The following is a 22016-nucleotide window of genomic DNA, read 5'->3' on the forward strand; positions in this document are numbered from 1 at the left end:
TTATGGATACTTCGGTCTTCGAGCAGGGCATGCCCCGCACCGCGGCCAACCACGTGGCGCTGTCGCCGCTGACCTTCATCGAGCGCGCCGCCTCGGTGTATCCGGACTTGCCGGCGGTAGTTCACGGCGCGATTCGGCGCGACTGGGCCACCACCTGGGAGCGTTGCCGACGCCTGGCCTCGGCGCTGGAGCGGCGTGGCCTGGGGCACGGTGACACCGTTGCGGTGATGCTGCCTAACGTGCCGGCCATGTTCGAAGCCCATTTCGGTATTCCCCTGGCCGGTTGCGTGCTCAATACCCTGAACATTCGCCTCGATGCCGCCGCCATCGCTTACATGCTGGAGCACGCCGAGGCCCAGGCGATACTGGTCGACCCGGAGTTCGCCGACGTCGTTCGCGACGCCGTGTCGGGACTCGCCAAGCCACCGCTGATCATCGACGTGGCGGATGCCGAGTTTCGCGGTGAGGCACAGGCCATCGGCGAGATCGAGTATGAGGCGCTGCTCGCCGAGGGTGATCCCGAGTATGCCTACCGTCTGCCCGACGATGAATGGTCGGCGATATCGCTGAACTACACCTCCGGCACCACCGGCAAGCCCAAGGGCGTGGTCTATCACCACCGCGGTGCCTACCTGAATGCGGTCAGCAATATTCTCGAGTGGGCGATGCCGCACCATCCGGTCTACCTCTGGACGCTGCCGATGTTTCACTGCAACGGCTGGTGCTTCCCCTGGACCATCGCCGCCAACGCCGGCGTTAACGTGTGCCTGCGCAAGGTCGATCCCAAGGCGATCATGGACCTGATCGCCGATGAGAAGGTCACGCATTTCAGCGGCGCCCCGATTGTGCTCAACGGCCTGGTCAATCTCGACGCGAGTCAGCGCCGCGCCATCGATCATCCGGTCAAGGCCACCACGGCCGGCGCGGCGCCGCCGGCGGCGGTGATCGCCGGGGTCGAGACGCTCGGCATCGAGGTGACCCATGTCTATGGGCTGACCGAGGTCTACGGGCCGGTCACGGTGTGTGCCTGGCGCGAGTCCTGGGACGAGCTGCCGCTCGAGGAGCGGGCCCGGATCAAGGCTCGCCAGGGGGTCCGGGGGCACATGCTCGAGGCGCTGTGCGTTGCCGACCCGGTGACGCTTGCGCCGGTGCCCAAGGATGGCGAGTCCATCGGCGAGATCCTGATGCGCGGCAACAACATGATGAAGGGCTATCTGAAGAACGAGGCGGCCACCCGCGAAGCGCTGGCGGGTGGGTGGTACCACACCGGAGACCTGGCCGTGTGGCATGCCGATGGCTATATCGAGATCAAGGATCGCTCCAAGGACATCATCATTTCCGGCGGCGAGAACATCTCGACCATCGAGGTGGAAGATGCGCTCTACGCGCACCCGGCAGTGGAAGAAGCCGCGGTGGTGGCCCAACCCGACGAGAAGTGGGGCGAGACACCGTGCGCCTTCGTCAAGCTGAAGGCCACCAGCGGCGAGGTCAGCGAAGCCGATATCCTCGCCCACTGTCGCGAGAAGCTGGCGCGGTTCAAGGTGCCCAAGCGCATCGTTTTTACCGATCTACCCAAGACCTCTACCGGCAAGATCCAGAAGTTCGTGCTGCGCGAGCAGGCACGCGCGGGCGAGTAGCCCGTTCACTTAGAGAAGAGACACGACGCCACCAACAGCAGAGGGAACGCAAACGATGAGTGCCAGCCTGATCGGTGTAGTGGGAGCGGGAACCATGGGCCAGGGCATCGCCCAGGTACTCGCGCAGAGCGGCTTCGACGTGGCCCTGTATGACGTCTCGTCAGACCAGTTGACTCGGGCCCAGGCCGCCATCGACAAGGGCCTGAGCAGGCTCGTGGACAAGGGCCGGCTCGCGGCCGAGGCGCGAGCGTCGGCATTGTCGCGGCTCGACACCACGACGTCGCTGGAGTCGCTCAAGGACTGCGAGATCGTGCTCGAAGCGGCCCCCGAGCAGCCGGCGCTGAAGGAAAAGCTGTTTCATGACCTGAGCCGGCTGTCGCCGACCATCATTCTGGCGTCCAACACCTCGTCGCTGTCGCTGACGCAGCTGGCGGCGGTGTGTGAGCGACCCGAAAGGGTCGTGGGCATGCACTTCTTCAACCCGGTGCCGGTGCTCAAGCTGGTCGAGGTGATCCGCGCAGAGCAGACCTCGGAGGCCACGGTGGCGCGCATCGAAGCGCTCGCCGAGGCAATGGGCAAGACCGCGGTCGCGATCGCCGATTCGCCCGGCTTCGCGGTCAACCGCCTGCTGGTGCCGATGATCAACGAGGCGGCCTTCCTGGTGCAGGAAGGGGCGGCGTCGGTGGAGGACATCGACACTTCGATGAAGCTGGGCGCCGCCCACCCGATGGGCCCGCTGGCGCTTGCCGACCTGATCGGCCTCGACGTTTGCCTGGCGATCATGGAGGTACTCGCCGATGGTTTCGGCGATCCCAAGTACCGGCCTTGTCCGCTGCTCAAGCGCATGGTGGCCGCAGGCCATCTGGGACGCAAGTCGGGGCGCGGCTTCCACGCCTACGGGTGACGCTGGCGAAGCCAGAGGGCGGGCCGGGTTCGCCGAAAGAACGGCTTGCCGGCCTACCAAGCGTTCGCTAGGGTGGGCCGAGCATTCCCACGGCAGACGCGCTGTCGTTGGACGACGCCTCGGGGCTTGCCTGCAGCGAACGGTGCCTGACCACGCTGGTAGAGGACGTTGGCCGACATACCCCGGCAGGCCGGCTTGCCAACGAAACAAGGGACATCGGGTCTCGCTGTGGGTCGCGAGTGCCTTGCGTCCCCAGTGACAAACCCATCCCCATCCCGACTCGACCCGGAGGTTGTTGTATGAGCGAGCAGTTGATCGAAATGTCTGACACTGGCGGCGTCGTGCGCCTGACCGTCAACCGGCCGAAGGCCCTGAATGCCCTGAACAGTGACGTCATTGCGGCGCTGGAAACGGTACTGATCGAGCTCGAAGGGCGCCGTGATCTGCGCGCGGTGCTGATCACCGGCGCCGGCGAGAAGTCCTTCGTTGCCGGCGCCGACATCACCGAGATGCGCGCCAAGACGCCGCTGGAAGCTCGCGAGTTCGCCGGCGCTGCCCTGCGCACCATCAAGCGTCTGGAAACGCTCCCGGTGCCGGTGGTGGCGCTGGTCAACGGATTCTGCCTGGGCGGCGGCTGCGAGCTGGCGCTGGCCTGCGATTGGGCGGTGGCGAGCGACAATGCCGTGTTCGGTCAGCCCGAGGTGTTGCTCGGGGTGATTCCCGGTTTCGGTGGCTCCCAGCGCCTGCCGCGCCGTGTCGGCCCGGCCATGGCGTTGGATCTGTGCACCACCGGCCGCAAGATCGATGCCGCGGAAGCGTTGCGTATCGGCCTGGTCAATCAGGTCATGTCTCAGGCGGAGCTCGAGAATTACGCCGAGACCCTGACCAAACAGCTGACCGGTAACGGCCCCGGCGCGGTGCGTAGCGCCAAGCAGGTGATTCACGACGGCATGGACCAGGATCTGGACAGTGCCCTGGCGCTGGAGACCAGCCTGTTCGCCCTGTGTTTCGCCAGCGACGAGCAAAGCGAGGGCATGAGCGCCTTCGTCGAGAAGCGTAAGCCTAACTTCTAGGCCTTGCGCCGATAGCGTTCTGCACGACAACGGCCATGGCGTTCGCCATGGCCGTTGTCGTATCACCCGACGCGAGGAGGTGTGGATGGACACCGTTGAGCTTGTCGCCTGTGGTGATCCTCGCCGTGCCGAGGCGCTTATTCGCCGCAACATGGCGGTGGACTATCGTCGTCACGGTCTGGACTGGGACGATGACGCCTTTCGCCGTGAATGGCCGCGGCTAACCTGGTGCTGGCTGGTGCGCCACGACCGGCGCTGCGGGCTAATGGGCTGGCAGTTGCGCCACGGCATCTTGTACCTGCATGAGTTGCAGGTCTGCGAAGGCGAGCGTGGCAAGGGGGTTGGGGCCCAGGCGCTGGCCTTGGTGGAAGCGCAAGCACGGCGTGATGATTGTGTGGCGGTTCGGCTGCGGGTGCTGTCCGGCAGCCGCGCAGAGGCATTGTACCGCCGGCAGGGCTATCGAAAGCTACGCGAAGATCCCACGCCGCGGGGGAGTATTTTCGGCCTCGAGAAGCGCCTGTAGGGCGCCCGTGCCAGGACTTGCCGCGTGGCCGGCGCGTTATTTCTGGCAGGCCTCGCTGGTCGTGGTCGGTTCGGCCACTTTGCGTCGCCCGTGGGGCAACAGCCCCGTGGCGATGGCGGTACCGGCCAGGGTGACCGCCATGCCGATCCAGATGCGTAGACCAAGCTCCTCATCGAGCAGCAGGTAGCCCCACAGCAGCGCGCTGACCGGGACCAGGAAGGTCACGGTGGAGGCGGCGGTGGCACCGGCGCTGGCCAGCAGGCTGAAGAACAGCAGGAAGGCGACGGTGGTCGAGAGTGCTGCCATGGCCAGGGCGCTGCCCCAGGCCTCGGCGCTGATCGGGGTATCGGGCCACAGCAGCATGCCCGGAATCAGTAGCGCAAGACCCGACATGCTGCAGCTACCCGCCGCCAATACCCTGACCGGCAGGTGCGAGAGGTGGGTCTTCGAGTAGTTGCCGGCGATGCCATAGCAGAAGGTGGCGCCGAGGATGGCGAGGATGAACCAGCCATCGCCGCCGACCCGGAAGTCCAGGCGGTCACCAGACAGCACGTAGACGCCGAAGAATGCCAGGGCCAGGCCCGCGTACTGGCGGCGTTGGATCGGTGTGTGGAACCAGGCCGCGCCGATCAGCGCGGTGAAGATCGGCGTGGTGGCGTTGATCAGCGACGTAAACCCGGCCTCGAGCTGGGTGGTGGCAAGGGCCAGCAACGAGAAGGGGATGACGTGGTTGATGATCCCGAGCAGGGCCAGGCGACCGAGGTTGTCGCGGACCAGGCGCAGGTAGTGGACGGTCATCAGCAGGGGCAGCAGCAGTAGCGCGCCGACCCCCATGCGTATCATCACCACCGGCACCGCGCCGAATTCCGGCGAGGCCACGCGCATGAAAATGAACGACATTCCCCAAAGCGTCGAGAGCACAATGAGTTTCAGGGTGTCGCTGGCCGTCATGGAGCCTCCTCAAGGCATGCTGGACGAGTCGATAGTCGCCTAATGCTATGCGGGATGGCGGGGATGGGAAAGCCGAAATCGGCATTGGCGCTGTGGTTCAACGGTGCGTCTTGTATGCTGAGGAGAGCCGATCCCCCGGATGGGTCTAGCCCCGAGTCTCACCAGGAGAACGAGATGAAGACGATCGGACTGTTGGGTGGAATGAGCTGGGAATCCACGGTGAGCTACTACCAAGTGATCAATCGGCAGGTCGCCACGGCCCTCGGCGGCCATCATTCGGCCAAGGTGGCCTTGATCAGCGTTGATTTTGCCGAGATCGAGGCCTTCCAGCATCAGGGACGCTGGGAAGATGCCGCCGCGATGTTGGCCGAGGCCGCCGGTCGCGTGCAGGATGCCGGTGCCGACATGCTGGTGATCTGCACCAATACCATGCACAAGGTGGCGCGCCAGATCGAGAAGGCGATCGATATTCCGCTGCTGCATATCGCCGACGCCACCGCGGACGCCCTGATTGCGGATGGCGTCAAGCGCGTGGGCCTGCTGGGTACCTGCTTCACCATGGAGCAGGCCTTTTACCGTGAGCGCCTGGAAGCCTACGCCATCGAGGTGCTGGTGCCGGACCAGGAAGGCCGCGAGCGTGTCCATCGGATCATCTACGATGAGCTGTGCCTGGGACGACTCGAACCAGAGTCTCGCCGGGTCCTGCTCGATGCCATCGACGCCCTCAAGGCTCAAGGCGCCGAGGCAGTGATTCTGGGGTGCACCGAGATCGCGTTGCTGGTGGCCCAGGACGATACCCAGGTGCCGCTTTACGATACGACGCGGATCCACGCCGAACGCGCGGTCGAGATAGCGCTCGGATAATCCTGAGGGTCGCCTTGGTCCCAGCGCGCTTGGCTTGAGCGCCCGTGGCTTGAGCGCCCTTGGCTTGAGCGCCCTTGGAACAGCCTTCGAGACAAGCGCCTTGCGTTGGCTCGTGGCAGGGCCTTCGGGCGCACGCAGGGAAATGTGCTGCGTGGGCTGCGGCGGAGGGCGAGGGCGGGGTAGACTCCTATGCTCCTGCCCGTCGACGACGAGGCGCCGATCGGCCGATCACAAGGATGTTTCATGCGCATAACACGTCTTGCCATCTATCCCGTCAAGTCGCTGCGCGGCATCGAACTCGACAGTGCCACGCTCACCGAGCGAGGACTGGCCTTCGATCGCCACTGGATGCTGGTGGACGCCGACGGCGTCTTTCTCACCCAACGCGAGCTGCCGGCGATGGCGAGAATCGGCGTGGCCCTTGACGAAGGGGGACTGCGGTTACGCCGCACCGCAATGACCGACCTGATCATCGACCTGGCGCTCCCTCAGGGACCCACCCGCGGCGTCCGCGTCTGGACATCGCAGTGTGAGGCGCTCGATGAGGGCGATGAGGCAGCGAACTGGCTCAACGCTGCGCTGGGAAATCCCCGCGAGGGGAGCGGTGGGGTGCGCCTGGTACGCTTTGCCCCTGACCACCGGCGTGACGTCGAGGCGGATTTTCTCGCCGTCGAGGAGCAGGGCCTCACCCACACCGAATTTGCCGATGGCTATCCGTTGCTGGTCGCCAGCGATGCGTCGCTGGGTTTGCTCAACGAGCGTCTTACCGCCAAGGACGAGGCGCCGGTGCCGATGAGTCGCTTTCGGCCGAGCCTGGTGGTGGACGGGGGCGAGGCCTTCGTTGAGCGTGATTGGCGCAGCCTGCAGGGGCCCGGCTATCGTCTAGGCATTCGCAAGCCTTGCAAGCGCTGCAAGATCATCACCCTGGATCAGATCAGTGGCGAGGCGCCGTCGGTCAAGGAACCGCTCAAGACGTTGGTGCAGATGGACACCCAGCCTGGTTGGAAGGGGGCGTACTTCGGCCAGAATGCCATCGTCGAGGCCGGCGTTGGCCGGGTCGTGCGCGTCGGTGACGAGCTGGTGGCGACCGCGGTGGACGCGGCGTCTTGAGACGCGGCAGAGACCGGATGGTGGGGTGACCGCGGCCGCCCGCTAGCCCTTGCCGTGCAGGCGGTGATGCAGGCTGCGTAGTTCGTCGGCAAACTCCGGCGCCGGGCCGTCCACGATAGCCCCCGGCACGATGGCTTGAATCGGCAAGGGGGCGACGGGGGCGGCGCTCGCGCCGATCTCCATAAGCCATTGGCCGAGCTGCTCGGAGGAGCCGGCGTAGACGATCCGGCCGAGCCCGACCCAGCCGTGGGCGGCGGCGCACATGGGACAGTGCTCGCCTGAGGTGTAGACGGTGGCTGAGGCCCGTTGCTCCGGCGTCATGTGTGCGGCCGCCCAGCGGGCAATGGCGAATTCAGGATGCTGGGTGGCATCACCGCCGGCGACACGGTTGCGGTCTTCGAAGCGGCGAATGCCGTCGCGATCGACCAGGCAGGAACCGAAAGGTTCGTCGCCGGCGTCGAGTGACTCACGCGCCAGATCCACGCAGCGGCGAAGGTGAAGATGGTCGGTGGCATTCATGTGTGGTCCTCCCTGGCTTTTCGTTTAGCCCTTGTTTAGCCCTTGTGTCGCTCACGTTCAAGCCGGGCTCGCCGCGGCGCGGTCCCGAGATCCCGCCGTGTGGAGAGAGGCCGGACGGCGGCGTTGCGCGGCAATGTGCACTTTTAACAATTTGCGCCTCCGATTGGCATTTTATCGGCATTGTCTTACAGCCTGCTCGCCGATTGGCCATTGTTGCTGACGGCCACGGTGACGACTCTAGGAAGACACTGATCGTGATATCCGAGGAGGCGAGCCCAGTGAATATCATGTTGGCCCAACAGATGGTCTCGCTGGAGCAAGAAGACCGTGCCCTGATCGAGGACCTCTATGCATCCGGGGAGATCCCCTCTCCTGATTATCATCCCCGTGTACGCGCCTTGCACCGCGCGAACGCTCAGCGCCTGGGCATGGTGCTTGATGTCCATGGATGGCCGGGCCTGACCAATGTCGGTGAGGAAGCCTGTCAGGCCGCCTGGCGTATCGCCATGAATGCGGTGTTCGACCTGGCCTTCATGGAACGCTGCTGCCAGGAGCTGCTTCAGGCGGTGGCTCATGGTCAGGCACGTGGCTGGCAGCTGGCCTACCTGGAAGATCGCATTCGGGTATTGTCGGGTCAGTCTCAGCGCTACGGGACTCAGTTCGAGATCGCCGAAGATGGCTGGCCGACGCCGAGTCCGATCGAAGACCCGGAGCGCGTCGACCACCGACGCGCCGCCCTCGGGCTCGAGCCGCTGTCCGAACGCATGTCACGTCTCAGTGCCGGCATTGCCGCCACGGGCCGAGGATCATTGCGTCGTTCGGCTTGAAGCGGTGTCGGTGTGTTCATCGTCACCAAGGTCGCCGTGTTCCATGGCATCGACCAATTCCAGGGCCACCGCCTGCCGCACGAGCTGCGCCAGGCTACCCGCGTCCAAGGCCTTCATGATGCGCTGACGGTAGACTTCTACCGTCTTGGCGCTTAGCCCCAGCTGCGCTGCGATCTCGCGGCTGGTCAGGCCACGGGCGACTCCCACCAGAACATCCTGCTCCCGGGGGCGAAGGTCGGCATAGCGCTGACGCAGGGCGCTCAGGCGCTGTGCTGCACGCTGCTCACGCTGATGGCTTGTCAGTGCTTGCTGGATCACGTCGAGCATCTGCTGTTGATTGAACGGCTTCTCGATGAAGTCCAGGGCCCCGGCCTTGAGCGCGGCCACCGCCATGGGCACATCGCCGTGGCCGGTCATCATGATCAAGGGGGGGCAGCAGCCCCGCTCGAGCAAGCGTTGCTGTACCTGCAGTCCGCTGAGCCCTGGCATGCGCACATCCAGCAGCAGGGTATCGTGAGCCTCGGGGTCCGCCGCCAGAAAGGCCTCGCCACTTCCGTAGCCGCGCGTCGCCAGTCCGACCGACTGGAGTAACCAGGTGAGCGAGTGGCGCAGGTCGTCATCGTCGTCGACCACGGCAACGCAAGGCGCGTAGCCACTGTCGACTCGAGCATCCATCGGGGGCGCAGAGCCGTCCTCGAGCGGCTCGGGCCTGGCATCGTCGTTCCGGGGGGGATCGCCGCGGGGCTCGGTGGCGTCGTCGGCCAACGAAACAGCGTGGGACGGGTCAGTCATGCTGGCCTCCTGTTGATACTCCGCCATGGCGGGGATCCTGATGGCGTGGGGATGGCGGCGATTGGCGCCCGCGTCGTGCGGCCGCCCTGGGCAATGTGATCCGAAATACCGCGCCGACGGCGGCGTTCTCGGCGTTCCGGTCGGCGCCGCTGGCGGTGCGCGCGACCTCGTCCCGGTCGGCCCCGGCATGGGGCACGCTATCGTCGGAGACAGGCCCGGCGGGTGGCTGGGCAGGGGCGGCACCAGGCTCCCCGTGTTGCGTCACCAGGCGCAGGCTACCGCCCATCGCCTCACACAGGGAATGGCTGATCGCGAGCCCCATGCCGAGTCCATCGCCACGGCTGGAGACGAATGGAGCGAAGATCTCCGCGTGGCGTGCGGCCGGGATGCCCGGGCCCTGATCGATGACATCGATGGTCACTTCGGCTCGGCCGGCGGTCTTGGTTTGCACCAGGATGCGCCGGGCGTTCGCGCAGGGTCGGCTGGCCTCCAGCGCGTTGAGGATGAGATTGACCAGGACCTGTTCGAGGGCGACGGGGTCGGCGTTGACCTCCGTGAGCCCTGGTTCGGCTTCCCGCACCAGGGCTATGCCGGACTGGTCGCACTGCCAGCGACACAGCTCACAGGCAGTGTCGATGACCTCGGCCAAGGAGAGCGCAGAGGCGTGCAGATCGCCCCGGCGGACGAAGCGCCGAATATGGCGAAGGCGCTGTGCCAGGCGCTCGACCTGATCGTGAATGCGGGCGAGGGGCAGGGCCAGGTCCGCCGCCGCCATGTCGGGCTGGCGCTGCAGTTGCATCAGGGCGCCGCTGGCGTAGTTGCTCATGGTGGCCAGTGGTTGGTTGCATTCGTGGGCAATGTTGGTGGCAAGCTCGCCAAGGGTCGCCAGGCGGTTGGCATGGGCGATCTGGTCCTGGTGGCGTCGCGCCTGTGCCTCGGCTTCAAGGCGTGGTCGGATGTCACGATTGAGCAGCGACAGTCCGTCATCGTCTCCGGGGGAGCGATGCTTGAGCACGACACTCAGCACCGGGACATCACCGAACTTGCCCTTGAGCGTCAATTCGCCACTCCAGGAGCCATAGCGCGCGACCGCCGGGGCGACGATGTTGCGCAGGTCCGCCAGCGATGGTTCGGTGTAGAGTTCCGCCAGGGTCGAGGCACCATCGGCAGGGCCCTGGGGAAACAGCCGGCGGGCGGCTTCATTGGAGTACAGGACCCGCTCGTTGGCATCGCAGAACAGCACGTAGTCGGTCGTCGACTCCACGACTCGCGCCAGGCGCTCGCGGCGGGCCTCCGTCTCGACGCGCCGACTGACGTCGCGAGACACGCACAGAATATCGATCAGCTCGCCGCTCCCGGGGCAGCGCCGGGTGCGGCTGGTGGTCTCGAACCACACGTAGTGACCGTCCTTGGCACGAAACCGGTACGTCTGCTGATAGAACCCTTCGTGATAGTAGATACTCGGGGACTTGGTCAGCAATGCGGCCAGGTCGTCGGGGTGGAATTGGTCATACGCCGACATCCCGACCAACTCCTGGGGCGCGTAGCCCAGCAGTTCCTGGGCCGCCTGGGAGGCGTACAGGAAATTGCCGTGCTGGTCGTGGCGGGAGATCATGTCGGTGGTGCTCTCCGCGAGCCACTGATAGTGACGCTTTTGTTCGTCCAGACGAGCGATGCGGGCCTCGAGCTCGGCAATTCGCGTCTCGGCGGCGTCGCGCCTGCCTCGTGGCCTGGTCGGCTCATGGGGCTGGTCGGCGGAGGGCGGTGGAGTGTCAGTCATGGGCGTCAGCGTAGTCGGTCGGGTCAGCGTGGCGGATCGACGATGCCGCCGAGCGAGGCGTTGCGCCGAAACCAGCCGGCGATACTGGCGCGAGGACGATGGGTCGGCAGCACCTCATGGGGGATCTGCTCGGACATGAAGCACACCAGGGTGCCGGCCTCGGGCGCGACGCGCGCCACCTCGCGATCGGGGGCCTGCTCGTCGAAGATGACCATCTCGCCGCCGGCACGCGGCGACCAGTCCGGGGTCAGGTAGCCGACGGTCGAGACCACGCGGTTGGCGCGGCCGCGAAAGCTGTCGAGGTGGCGTCGATAGAAGGCGCCCTCGGGATAGCGGGCGAAATGCGCCTCGTACTCGAACAGGCCCAGAAACAAGGCCGCATTCAACGCCTGCTGGAGCTCGGCCATGGCATCGAGGTAGCGGCGTTGGGCCAGGCTCTCGCGATCCAGCCAATGAATGGCGTCGCCGCGAACGTCGAGGCGCTGCTCGAAGTCACGGCCGCGGCCGATGCCCGCCCGGGTCAGGACGTCTTGCTGTGCGCGATCTTCGACCTCCCGGTACAGCGCCTGACACAGCCCAGGGTCGATCAGCGCCTTGCCTGCATAAAAGCCCTGCTCGACGAGGGCGTCGATCATCTCGTCGAGACGCTGTGCGGGAAGCGGGCAAGCGGCGGGAAAGGTCATGGTTGCGGGGCTCGGCGTGGCGGCAGGTGGCGCAGTTTACCCTCTGGGCGGCGAGAAAGGCTCATCGGTTGACCGAAGCCCTCGGCGAGCAGTTCGACCAGCATCATCGCCGACAGCCCCCAGATGATGTAAGGCTCGCCGCTTGTCGCCGGGATCTCGTAGCTCGGCACGAACAGCTCGCTACCGTCCACCGGGATCACGTCGGTGTGGGTACGCTGATCGTCGAGAAAATGTCGGAGCGGCACCTCGAAGATGGCGTCCAGCTCGTTAGCGTCGGCCACCAGTGGTAGCCCCGGCGGGATCAGGCCGACGTAAGGGGTGACCTTGAGGCCGTGCAGGGACAGGACATCGGAGAGTTGGCCCAGCACCTCCACTCGGTGTGCCGGGAGGGCGATTTCCTCTTCAGATTCGCGCAGCGCGGTCGCGAGCAGGCTGGCGTCTTCGTTCTCGCGTTTGCCACCGGGGAAGGCGACCTGGCCGCTGTGGGTATTGAGGTGACTCGCCCGCCGTGTGAACAGCACGGTGGGAGAGGCGTGGTTGACGATGGGAATCAGCACGGCCGCTTCCGGCAGCCTGAGTGTCAGGCGCCGGGGGCTGTGTGCTTGCAGCCGTTCGCGAAGTTTCTCTAACATGGGGATTCCGTCGGGTTTGACTCCTTGTACCCAGCGCCTGTTACCGGCGTCAAGTCCGCCTGCCATCGCCGCCTCAGGGAGCGACATGAACTATTGCAGCCATTGTGGCCAACCGGTCAGCTTTGTTATCCCTCCAGGCGATGACCGTCCTCGTTACCTGTGCCAGGCCTGCGGCACCATCCATTACCAGAACCCGCGGATCGTCGCCGGTACCTTGCCGGTCAGTGGCGACCAGGTGCTGCTGTGCAAGCGCGCCATTGCCCCTCGCCTGGGTTACTGGACCCTGCCGGCCGGTTTCATGGAAAACGGCGAAAGCACGCCCGCGGCGGCAGCCCGGGAGACTCGCGAGGAAGCCTGCGCCGAGGTCGATCTTCAAGGGCTCTACACCCTGATCAATTTGCCGCATATCAATCAGGTCTTCATGATCTTTCGCGGCACGCTCCTGGGCGAGTTCGCCGCGGGTCCCGAGAGTCTCGAGGTCGCCTTGTTCCGCGAAGACGAGATTCCCTGGGATGAGCTGGCCTTTCCGACCATCGAGCGGACGCTGCGCCACTTCTTCAGCGATCGGCAGCGCAACGCCTTTCCGCTGCACGTCAGCGATATTACCCCGGAAGACCGCGAGCGCTACTTCGGCAGCGCTTAGCGAGTGGGGCCGTTGTGGTGGCATACTCGGTTCGCCAGCGCCTGGCGGGGCGACGGTAATCGCTGTGGGCGCGGCGATGGCCGCACGCGAAACGGTTTACACGGGTTCCAGGCGCCAGACGTCGTAGGCCACTTCCTCGTAAGGGTGGGACAGCTTGAGCGCCGACACGGCGGCCTGGATCAACTCGTCGCTGCACACCAGTTCCACCTTGAGTTCGTCGACGGTCTCGAGATCGCCGACGCGGCCAATGTGCGGATCGGCGCCGTCCAGGGGGCGAAATTGGCCGCGGCCCGGGGTCTGAAAGCAGCAGGCTTCGTAGTCGCCGATGCGGCCGGCACCGGTGGCGAACACCGCTTCCTTGACCGTTTCGGCGTCTGCGATGGGCACGAAGAAGGCGAGCTTGTACATGGGAACTCCCGGTGATTGAAGGGACAATGCCATGGCCACAAGCCTGAATCAGCGACGCCACGGAGCGCAACCGCGGCGCCCCCTCATGCAGCGAGGAGAGCATGATGCGACTCGACCAGGCGCTGGAGTCCATGGCACTGGTGGCAACGGCGCCGCCGGAGGCCCTGTCCGGCGGCGATATGGCGAAGGTCTGGCGTGTTCAGACGACCCAGGGCGCCGTCGTCGCCAAAGGCGATGATGCCGAGCGGCTCGACGCCGAGGCCGAAGGGCTGGCGGCGCTGCGTGCTGCCGGTAGCGGCCTTAAGGTGCCCGAGGTCGTCGGCTGTGAGGGCGGTTGGTTGATCATGGAGGCGCTGGAGGCGGGCCGCCGTGATCCGGCTCTGCTCGGCGAAGGGTTGCGGCGCTTGCAGGCGTCGACCGCGAAGGACCACGGCTGGTGGCGGGATAACGCCTGCGGTCGGACGCCTCAGCCCAATGCGCCTCTTTCCGACGGTCGGGCATTTCAGCGCGAGCGCAGATTGCTGCCGCTGATCGATGCTTGCATGACGAACTCCCTGCTGAGCCGCGCACAGGCCGAACGCTTGCGCGGGCTGGCCCACGACCTGGAAACCTGGCTCCCCGACGCTCCCGCCTGCCTGGTGCATGGCGATCTGTGGTCGGGCAACGTGCTGTATAGTGCGCATGGTCCGGCGCTTATCGATCCTGCGGTGTATCGTCATTATCCCGAGGTCGACGTTGCCATGCTGACGCTGTTCGGTGACCCAGGGCCTGCGTTCTTCGAGGCGTATTGGCCCGCAGGGCCGGCGCCGGACTGGCCGCGACGAGAGGCGTTGTTTCAGCTCTATCCTGTGCTCAATCACCTGCTACTCTTTGGGCTAGGCTTTCATCGTGCGGTGATGACGACGGCGGATCGAGTGGCGTCCGGATGAGACCGACTCACCGAGTCCGCCGGGCCTTGTCGAGTGAGCCATCGAGTAAGCCGTCGAGTAAGCCCGTCGAGTGAGCCCGTCGAGTGGGTCCATGAGTAGATCCATCGAGTGAGCCGTCGAGCGTCGAGCGTCGAGTAAGCCGTCGAGCGTCGAGTGAGCCCGTCGAGTGGGTCCATGAGTAGATCCATCGAGAGAGCGTTAGCCAGTTAGAATCGGTGGCGGAAGGAGCGATCGGCGCAAGGCCTTCGTGGACGCCGAGCCCGGTCGGGCTGGGGCGAGCCTCGACCTAGGTCGGGCTGTGGTCATGCATCGCCGAGCCCCAGCAGTTTTTTCCACCAGGGACGCCGCTGGTCGGTAACTGGCGGCGCTGGCCGGGTCGGGGCAGCCTCGAGGAACTGGCGAATCGGGTCGACCTGGCCGGGGCGGTCGAGCATCGGTGCATGGCCGCAGCCCGGCACTTCGAGGGTCACGAGGGTCGGTTGGCGCTCGACCATGCGCGCCACGCTCTCGGCCGTCAGCAGCGCAGAGTCGGCGCCGCGAACCACCATCAACGGGCAGCGGATGGCCGCCCAGTCGGCCCAGGTGTCACGAGGGGTATCATGGATGAATTGCTCTCCGATGCGAGGATCGTAGTGATAGGTCCAACTGCCGTCGGGCAAGCGTCGGGCGCTATTGACCGTCAGCCGCCGCCAGGCGGCTTCGTCGTCGATGCCGAAAGCGGCGTAATGGCGCTTCAGCTCGGCTTGCAACTGGCTCAGCCGGGTGAATCGGTGCGGCACCGCAAAGTAGCGACCAAGCTCGGCCAGGCCTTCCGCGGCGAGCTCCGGACCCACGTCATTCATGACCAGTCTGTCGATGCGCCCGGCGGTCGCAGGTTCTGCGGCCAGCAACATGCCCAACAGCCCCCCCATCGAGGTGCCGACCCAGGCGACGCTGTCGAGCTTGAAATGATCAAGAATGGCTACCGCCACGGTCATGTAATGCGCGTACAGGTAGTCGTGGGCAGGGTAGAGCGACCAGCTCGACAACCCTCGTCCCGGGGTGTCCGGGGCCAGAATGCGCCATTCTGGACCGAGCTCGCGAGCGAGGTCGGTGAAATCGCCGCCGTGACGGGCCAGGCCGTGCCAGGCCACCAGGGTCCTGGACGCGCCCGGGTTCCAGATGCGCACGGCAATCTCCAGTTCGCGTACCGTGACCCAGTCGAGGCTGTGCATTTCTGCCATGTGGACTCCCGTCATTTGGGCTATGTTGTTGACCAGCTTTTCCTTGATGCTGCCCCGCAGCATAGTCGAGGTGGCGTTTTCGCGTGTGAAAACACGAAATTTTCACCATCCTTGCATGAACGGCGTTAGAATTGCCGACTAAACATGCGACAATGTATGTATATAGAATTCCGCTACGGAACTGAATCGAGGAACCCTTCATGACGCCTTCTCGTCCCGACTCTTGGAATCGGCTGCCACGACACTTTCGCCCCGCTTTGCTCGGTGCGCTGATCGCCGCTGCCTTTGCGAGTCAGGCTCAGGCCGCCGATCTGTTGACCATCACACGCGATGCGCTGAACAACAACTCCGAGTTGGAATCGTCACGAGCGACCACCCAGAGCGTCGAGGAAGGCGTCAATGTCGAGCAGGCGGATCTGAATCCCCAGGTCAACATTTCAGGTGAAGCGGCCTATAACCACATCTTCGAGCGTCAGTCCCAGTCTGGCTTCAGCGCCTCTGGTGGCGATGACAACTACGCCAGCTATGGCCTCAACCTGCAGGCGACGCAGAAGCTGTACGATGCCCTGAGCAGTCGCGAAGTCGATGTTGCCGAGCGCCAGGTCGATCAGCAGACGTACCTGCTGGCGGCCACCGAACAGCAGGTGTTGATCGATACCTCGTCGGCGTACTTCGACATTCTGCGTGCCTACGAGATTCTCGAGGCCCGCCGCGCCCAGGAACGCGCCATCGGTCGCCAGCTTGAACAGGCCCAGGAGCAGTTCGATGTCGGCTTGATCGCGATTACCGAGGTCGAGGAAGCGCGCGCCAGTTTCGACCAGTCGCGTGCCGATCGTATCGCCGCGGAGAGTGATCTGCAGGTGTCCTTCGAGGCGCTGGAGCGCCTGACCGGCCAGCGTTACGACAGCATCGAGATGCTCCAGGATGACTTGCCCATCGCGCTGCCCGAGCCGTCGAGCCGGGACGCCTGGATCGACATGGCCATCGAGCTGAACCCGGAGTTGCTGGCCCAGCAGGCCGGCGTCGAGGTCTCACGTGAGCAGATCGATGTCGCCCGGGCGGCGGATCTGCCGGTATTCGAGGCCTTCGCCAACTACGGCTATTCCGATAGCGACAGCGACGACGTGACCGATTACGACTCCAACAGTCAAATCGGTGTCAGCGCCAGCATGCCGCTGTATACCGGGGGGCGCACCAGCGCCTCCATTCGTCAGACCACCTATCAGCTCGAGGCCAGTCAGTACGACTTCGAGTCCCAGCGTCGCGAGACGGTGCTGCAGGTGCGTTCGCTGTATACCCAGGTGAGCAACGACGTTTCCACCGTGGCTGCGCGCAAGCAGACCATCGTCTCCAACCAGAGTGCCCTGGACGCGACCCGCGCGGGGTATGAGGTCGGCACCCGTAACATCGTCGACGTGCTCAACGCCGAGCAGAATCTGTATAACGCCATCGCCGACTACGCCGATGCGCGCTATGCCTACGTCGTCGACCTGCTGTCGCTGCGTCGGCAGGCCGGCGTGCTGGATGAGGCGGCCATCGCCGAGCTCAACCAGTTCCTGGTCGAACAAGGACAAGTGAACTTCACGCTGCCCGAACAGAGCAGCGACTATGACGCGGCGCTCGATATCGGTGAGCGCCCGCAGCCGGACCTGTAATAGCCGGCCACCTAACAAGATGACACTGGAGAGCGGGCTGGCAGAACGGCGGCTCGCTCTCTGCGACTGAACTGACGACCCCAAGGAAGACACGGGATGAACATCTTTTTTTCGCGAAGTCGCCCCCTGGTGGCGGCTGCGGCTGCTCTATTGCTTGCTGCCTGCGGTCAGGACGAGGCGCCGCAACAGGGGGCCGGGGGCGATAGCCAGCCGCCGGCCAAGAGCGTCGAGGTGGCCGAGCTTGCCCGCCAGGACATTGGCCTGGACAAGGCCTATCCGTCCAAGCTCATGAGTGAGGAAGAAGTGACCCTGGTCGCGCGGGTGACCGGGTTTCTCGAGGAACGCAAGTTTGAGCCGGGCGATCTGGTCGAGCAGGGCGACAGCCTCTATGCCATCGAGCCGGACCTGTACCAGTCCACCGTCGAACAGCGCGAGGCGGACTTGAACAGCGCTCAGGCGGAACTGTCCCGGGCGGAACGCGATGCCAATCGCTTCCAGCAGTTGGCGGCACAGAATTCCGTGAGTCGCCAGCAGGTCGACCAGGCGCTGGCCGATGCGCGAGTCGCGCGGGCCAGCGTCGCTCAGGCCCAGGCAGCACTCAATAGCGCACAGATCGACCTGAACTACGCCGACGTGACAGCGCCGGTATCCGGCATGATCAGCCTCAGTCAGATTAACGTCGGCAATCTGGTGAGTCCGGGGACCGAGCTTGCCACCATCACGCCGCTGGACCCCCTCGAGGTGCGCTTTCAGTTGCCCCAGCGCGACGCTTTCGAGCTGCGTCGCCAGCTGCAGGATCAGCACATCACCGATATCCAGGCGACCCTCGAGGTACCGGCGTTGATGGGCCAGGACAACGGCCAACTGTCGGGTAACCTGGACTTTCTCGGCTCCCGGGTAGACGCCGGCACCAGTACCGTTCAGGCCCAGGCCACCTTCCCCAATCCTGACGGTGCCGTGTTGCCCGGGCAGTTCGTGCGGGTGAAGATCGAAGGCCTGACACGCTATGACGTGTTGGCCGTTCCAGAGCTGGCATTGACCCAGGGGTTGATGGGGCCGCAGGTGTTTGTCCTCGACGACGACAATATCGCTCGTGCTCGTCCGGTCAACCTTGGCGAGCTGGCAGGGCCCTGGCAGGTGCTGCTGGACGGCGTCGAAGCGGGCGAGCGCGTGGTGGTGGGTGACCCGGCAAGCCTCAAGCCAGGCACGCCGATCGATCCCAAGCCGTTCGATGGCGATGCCGAAGCGCTGATGGACCAGTTCGACGAACAGCAGGCCGAACAGGCACCGGGCGGTGCTCCGGCCCAGGACGATAGCGCTGCAGGTGAGGGCGCCGCAGGTGAGAGCGCCGCAGGTGAGGGCGCGGCAGGCGCCGCCGCGGCAGAGGGAGCAAGCGAGGCCGAGGCGCCTCAGGACGCGGCTTCCGCGACCCAGTCTGCCCAGCAGGCACCGATGACGTCGCCGGGCGCCGATCAGGAGGCCAAGGAGGCTGAAGGAGAGGGTAACGAATGAATTTCGCCAACTTCTTCATCAAGAGGCCGATCTTCGCCTCGGTCCTGGCGATCATCCTGACGATCATCGGGGCCATGAGCATGCGGGTGCTGCCGATCGAGCAGTATCCCAGCGTGGTCCCGCCGACGGTATCGGTCAGCGCCTCTTTCCCCGGCGCCGATGCGGAGACGGTCGCCCAGACCGTCGCCGCGCCACTGGCGGAGGCGATCAACGGCGTCGAGGACATGCTCTACATGACCTCGACCAGCTCCGATAACGGCTCCATGAGCCTGAGCATCGCTTTTAATATCGGGACCGACGGTGACATCAACACCATCAACGTGAACAACCGGGTCCAGGGGGCCTTGTCGCAGTTGCCCGAGGCCGTGCAGTCCCAGGGCGTTCAGGTCGAGCTGCGCTCGAGCTCGATCTTGATGCTGGTCGCGCTGATCTCGCCCCAGGAGGACTACGACAACATCTACATGCAGAACTACGCCACCCTTAACATTCTCGATGAGCTGCGCCAGATTCCCGGCGTCGGTGAGGCCGAGGTGCTCGGGGGGGGCGAGTTCGCCATGCGCATCTGGATGGATCCGAACAAGCTGTCGGAGTACGACCTGACACCCACCGAGGTGGCGTCGGCGATTCGCGCGCAGAACACCGAGGTACCGGCGGGTAGCCTGGCATCGACGCCTCAGCCCGATCCGCGCGCGTTCACCTACACGATTACTGCCGGTGGCCGCCTGTCGAGCGCCGATGATTTCCGCGACATCCTGTTGCGCACCAACCCCGATGGGTCGGCGCTGCGCCTGAGAGACGTCGCGCGCATCGAGCTCGGGGCCTCCTTCTATGGCGTTGAGGCGCGGCTCAACAGCGCCACCATGACGCCGATCATCATCAACCAGCAGCCGGGCGCCAACGCGCTGGCGACGGCCGAGATGGTCCAGGCCAAGATGGACGAGCTGCAGGGACGTTTCCCCCCGGGCATGGAATACGTGGTGCCGTATGACACCACGCTGTTCATCGACGCCTCGGTGGAAACCGTGTTCCACACCTTCATCGAAGCCTTCCTGATCGTCGGTGTGATCCTGTTCATCTTCCTGCAGAACTGGCGCTTCACCGTCATTGCCATGTCGGTGGTGCCGGTCTCGGTGCTGGCCACCTTCGCCGGCTTCTACATGTTCGGTTTCTCCATCAACCTGCTGACGCTGTTCGCCTTGGTACTGTCGATAGGCATCGTGGTGGACGATGCCATCCTGGTGGTGGAGAACGTCGAACGGGTGCTGTCGGAGGACGAGGATATCAGCGTCCGCCAGGCCACCATCCAGGCCATGAAGGAGGTCGGTGGACCGGTCATCGCGACCTCGCTGATCATGGCGGCGGTGTTCATCCCGGTTGCCTTCCTTGGCGGGTTCACCGGGCAGATCTACCAGCAGTTCGCCTTGACGATTGCCATCTCGGTGGCGTTCTCGGCGCTGATGGCGTTGACCTTCACTCCGGCGCTGTCGGCGATCTTCATCAAGCATGACATGCACAAGAAGGAGTCGGCTTTCATTCGCGCGGTGCGTACGCCCCTGCGCTTGTTCGACCGCTTCTTTGCCGGCGTCACCGCGGTGTTCATGGTCGCCGTGAAGGTGCTGGTCAAGGCCTGGGTGTTGACCCTGGCGCTGGTGGCGCTGGTCGGCGTCGGGTCCTGGTGGCTGTATTCGAACACGCCCTCGACCCTGGTACCGGAAACCGATCAGGGCATCGTGCTGGCGGCGGTCACCTTGCCGGATTCGGCGTCCCTGGCGCGGACCCGGGAATACATGGGCAAGCTCAGCGAGCGGATCGAAGCCGTCCCCGGCGTTCAGTATTCCTCGGCCATCGCCGGCTATGATCTGCTGACCAGCTCGGTCAATACCGCCCGCGGCGTCATCTTCGTCAACATGGACGCCTGGGACGAGCGCGACACCACGGCCACGGATCTGATCGGGCGCATCATGCAGATGGGCGGCGAGATCGACGGCGGTAGCGTCATGGCGTTCAACATGCCCCCGATCATGGGCCTGTCGACGACCGGCGGGTTCACCGGCTATCTGCAGTCCTTCGAGGGCGCCTCCCCGGAGGAGCTTTATCAGGCCTCGCTGAAGGTCATGCAGGCGGCCAATCAGGATCCGGCGTTGAGCCAGGTGTTCACCACCTTCAGCGTCAACGTGCCGTCGTTCCGCGCCGAGATCGACCAGCAGAAGGCGTTGAGCTATGGCGTGTCGCTGACCGACTTGAATGCGACATTGTCGAATACCTTCGGTAACGGCTTCGTCAACTTCTTCAGCTACCAGAACCGCAACTTCCAGGTCTACCTGCAGAACGAGGCGGAGTTCCGTGATACCCCCGAGGACATCAACAATATCTACGTTCGCGGTGGCAACGGAGAGCGCATCCCGCTGTCGGAATTCGTCACCCTGGAGCGCAAGGCGGCGCCTGCGGTGGTGACGCGTTTCGGTGTCTACGCCGGCGCCCAGTTCCAGGGTGGCCCGGGGCCGGGGTACTCCTCGGTGCAGGCGATCCAGGCCATGGAGCGTATCGTTCAGGATACCCTTGGCAGCGACTGGGGCATGGGCTGGACCGGGACCGCCTATCAGGAGAGTTCGGCGGGCAACGCCGGGACCCTGGCCATCGTCTTCGGCATGGTGATGGTGTTCCTGATCCTGGCGGCTCAGTACGAGAGCTGGTCACTGCCCCTGGCGGTGCTGACGGCGACCCCCTTCGCCTTCCTGGGCGGCATCGGTGGCATCGCCATGCGCGGTCTCGATACCAGCGTCTACGTACAGATCGGCGTGTTGGTAGTCATCGGTCTGGCGGCGAAGAACGCGATACTGATCGTCGAGTTCGCCGAGTTGCAGCGTCGCGAAATGGGCAAGTCCATTCGCGAGGCGGCGATCACCGCGGCGGAGTTGCGTTTCCGGCCCATCGTGATGACGTCCATGGCATTCATCTTCGGTACCTTGCCGCTGGCGATCGCGACCGGTGCCAGTGATACCAGCAGCCACCATATCGGCACCACGGTGGCGGTCGGCATGGCGGCCGTGGCGGCGCTCGGTAGCTGCTTCGTGCCGTCGTTCTACGCCATGATTGCTACGGTCTCCGATAAGCTGTTCGGGTACAAGACCGAGCACGACGACGACACCAGTGCCGATGCCGATGCCGATGGCGATGGCGATGCCGACGCCGAGTCGCCGAAGGCGTAAGCGCGGCAATCCCCCGAGGCCATTCGGCCCCGGGCCTGGCTTTTCGATGCATCGACAGACACCGCCCTCGAGGCGGTGTCTGTCGTTTTGGTGCAGTGCAACATGCTGTTGTGGAAGGAGAATTCATGCGCAAGGGTCGTGG

Annotated in this window: 20 protein-coding genes; 12 read left to right on the top strand and 8 right to left on the bottom strand. The window is 65.0% G+C overall.

Annotated features, from left to right (window positions below):
• The first annotated feature begins 2 nt into the window (after positions 1-2).
• From ACUN9Y_RS11660 to ACUN9Y_RS11675, 4 genes are all read left to right on the top strand, one after another.
• Positions 3-1637 carry an acyl-CoA synthetase gene (locus ACUN9Y_RS11660; protein ID WP_445460886.1) on the top strand — a complete coding sequence of 545 codons (1635 nt, stop codon included), beginning with the start codon at positions 3-5 and terminating at the stop codon, positions 1635-1637.
• A 55-nt stretch (positions 1638-1692) separates the two neighbouring features.
• On the top strand, positions 1693-2541 hold the full coding sequence (locus tag ACUN9Y_RS11665) for a 3-hydroxybutyryl-CoA dehydrogenase (RefSeq protein WP_445460887.1): 849 nt from the start codon (positions 1693-1695) through the stop codon (positions 2539-2541).
• Between the two features lie 299 nt (positions 2542-2840).
• Positions 2841-3614, top strand: a complete 774-nt coding sequence (locus ACUN9Y_RS11670; protein WP_445460888.1) for an enoyl-CoA hydratase-related protein — start codon at positions 2841-2843, stop codon at positions 3612-3614.
• A gap of 85 nt (positions 3615-3699) precedes the next feature.
• A complete protein-coding gene (locus ACUN9Y_RS11675) occupies positions 3700-4137 on the top strand; it encodes a GNAT family N-acetyltransferase (RefSeq protein WP_445460889.1) in 438 nt (145 codons plus the stop codon).
• A 36-nt stretch (positions 4138-4173) separates the two neighbouring features.
• Here ACUN9Y_RS11675 and ACUN9Y_RS11680 read toward each other — a convergent pair whose 3' ends face one another.
• Positions 4174-5088 (bottom strand): DMT family transporter, encoded by a 915-nt coding sequence (locus tag ACUN9Y_RS11680; protein WP_445460890.1) that lies wholly within the window; start codon positions 5086-5088, stop codon positions 4174-4176.
• A 174-nt stretch (positions 5089-5262) separates the two neighbouring features.
• Here ACUN9Y_RS11680 and ACUN9Y_RS11685 point away from each other — a divergent pair, with 174 nt between their 5' ends.
• Both ACUN9Y_RS11685 and ACUN9Y_RS11690 read left to right on the top strand, forming a co-directional pair.
• Complete coding sequence (locus ACUN9Y_RS11685) at positions 5263-5952, top strand: aspartate/glutamate racemase family protein (RefSeq protein ID WP_445460891.1); 690 nt, start codon at positions 5263-5265, stop codon at positions 5950-5952.
• Positions 5953-6195: 243 nt separating this feature from the next.
• Positions 6196-7062: an MOSC domain-containing protein gene (locus ACUN9Y_RS11690; RefSeq protein ID WP_445460892.1), complete on the top strand. Its 867-nt coding sequence runs from the start codon at positions 6196-6198 to the stop codon at positions 7060-7062.
• Positions 7063-7104: 42 nt separating this feature from the next.
• Here ACUN9Y_RS11690 and ACUN9Y_RS11695 read toward each other — a convergent pair whose 3' ends face one another.
• A complete protein-coding gene (locus ACUN9Y_RS11695) occupies positions 7105-7581 on the bottom strand; it encodes a nucleoside deaminase (RefSeq protein ID WP_445460893.1) in 477 nt (158 codons plus the stop codon).
• Positions 7582-7868: 287 nt separating this feature from the next.
• Between ACUN9Y_RS11695 and ACUN9Y_RS11700 the strand changes: the two genes are divergently transcribed.
• The gene (locus ACUN9Y_RS11700; protein WP_445460951.1) at positions 7869-8408 is read left to right on the top strand and encodes a DUF6624 domain-containing protein; all 540 of its coding nucleotides are present in this window, start codon (positions 7869-7871) and stop codon (positions 8406-8408) included.
• Here the strand turns inward: ACUN9Y_RS11700 and ACUN9Y_RS11705 are convergent.
• The 4 genes from ACUN9Y_RS11705 to ACUN9Y_RS11720 are packed head-to-tail and all read right to left on the bottom strand — an operon-like array spanning position 8388 to position 12295.
• Complete coding sequence (locus tag ACUN9Y_RS11705) at positions 8388-9200, bottom strand: response regulator transcription factor (protein ID WP_445460894.1); 813 nt, start codon at positions 9198-9200, stop codon at positions 8388-8390. The genes ACUN9Y_RS11700 and ACUN9Y_RS11705 overlap by 21 nt on opposite strands.
• Positions 9193-10980, bottom strand: coding sequence for a PAS domain-containing sensor histidine kinase (locus tag ACUN9Y_RS11710; RefSeq protein WP_445460895.1), 1788 nt, complete (start codon positions 10978-10980; stop codon positions 9193-9195). The genes ACUN9Y_RS11705 and ACUN9Y_RS11710 overlap by 8 nt, the downstream gene beginning before the upstream one ends.
• A 23-nt stretch (positions 10981-11003) precedes the next feature.
• Positions 11004-11663 carry a 2OG-Fe(II) oxygenase gene (locus ACUN9Y_RS11715; protein ID WP_445460896.1) on the bottom strand — a complete coding sequence of 220 codons (660 nt, stop codon included), beginning with the start codon at positions 11661-11663 and terminating at the stop codon, positions 11004-11006.
• Entirely contained in the window at positions 11660-12295 is a 636-nt protein-coding gene (locus tag ACUN9Y_RS11720; RefSeq protein WP_445460897.1) for a CoA pyrophosphatase, read from the bottom strand. Before ACUN9Y_RS11720 ends, ACUN9Y_RS11715 begins: the two co-directional genes overlap by 4 nt.
• A gap of 85 nt (positions 12296-12380) precedes the next feature.
• Between ACUN9Y_RS11720 and ACUN9Y_RS11725 the strand changes: the two genes are divergently transcribed.
• Positions 12381-12938 carry an NUDIX hydrolase gene (locus ACUN9Y_RS11725; RefSeq protein WP_445460898.1) on the top strand — a complete coding sequence of 186 codons (558 nt, stop codon included), beginning with the start codon at positions 12381-12383 and terminating at the stop codon, positions 12936-12938.
• Positions 12939-13034: 96 nt separating this feature from the next.
• Here ACUN9Y_RS11725 and ACUN9Y_RS11730 read toward each other — a convergent pair whose 3' ends face one another.
• Positions 13035-13346, bottom strand: coding sequence for an NGG1p interacting factor NIF3 (locus ACUN9Y_RS11730; RefSeq protein ID WP_445460899.1), 312 nt, complete (start codon positions 13344-13346; stop codon positions 13035-13037).
• Positions 13347-13447: 101 nt separating this feature from the next.
• On the opposite strand from ACUN9Y_RS11730, the gene ACUN9Y_RS11735 reads away from it, so the two are divergent.
• Positions 13448-14275, top strand: coding sequence for a fructosamine kinase family protein (locus tag ACUN9Y_RS11735; protein WP_445460900.1), 828 nt, complete (start codon positions 13448-13450; stop codon positions 14273-14275).
• Positions 14276-14577: 302 nt separating this feature from the next.
• On the opposite strand, the gene ACUN9Y_RS11740 is transcribed toward ACUN9Y_RS11735, so the two are convergent.
• Complete coding sequence (locus tag ACUN9Y_RS11740) at positions 14578-15489, bottom strand: alpha/beta fold hydrolase (RefSeq protein ID WP_445460952.1); 912 nt, start codon at positions 15487-15489, stop codon at positions 14578-14580.
• 209 nt (positions 15490-15698) lie between these two features.
• On the opposite strand from ACUN9Y_RS11740, the gene ACUN9Y_RS11745 reads away from it, so the two are divergent.
• The 3 genes from ACUN9Y_RS11745 to ACUN9Y_RS11755 all read left to right on the top strand — a co-directional run bounded on the left by ACUN9Y_RS11745 (position 15699) and on the right by ACUN9Y_RS11755 (position 21874).
• A complete protein-coding gene (locus ACUN9Y_RS11745; RefSeq protein ID WP_445460901.1) occupies positions 15699-17153 on the top strand; it encodes a TolC family outer membrane protein in 1455 nt (484 codons plus the stop codon).
• Between the two features lie 96 nt (positions 17154-17249).
• Entirely contained in the window at positions 17250-18665 is a 1416-nt protein-coding gene (locus tag ACUN9Y_RS11750; protein WP_445460902.1) for an efflux RND transporter periplasmic adaptor subunit, read from the top strand.
• Entirely contained in the window at positions 18662-21874 is a 3213-nt protein-coding gene (locus ACUN9Y_RS11755) for an efflux RND transporter permease subunit (protein WP_445460903.1), read from the top strand. The genes ACUN9Y_RS11750 and ACUN9Y_RS11755 overlap by 4 nt, the downstream gene beginning before the upstream one ends.
• Positions 21875-22016 lie beyond the last annotated feature (142 nt).

The sequence above is a fragment of the Halomonas sp. V046 genome (assembly GCF_052645355.1).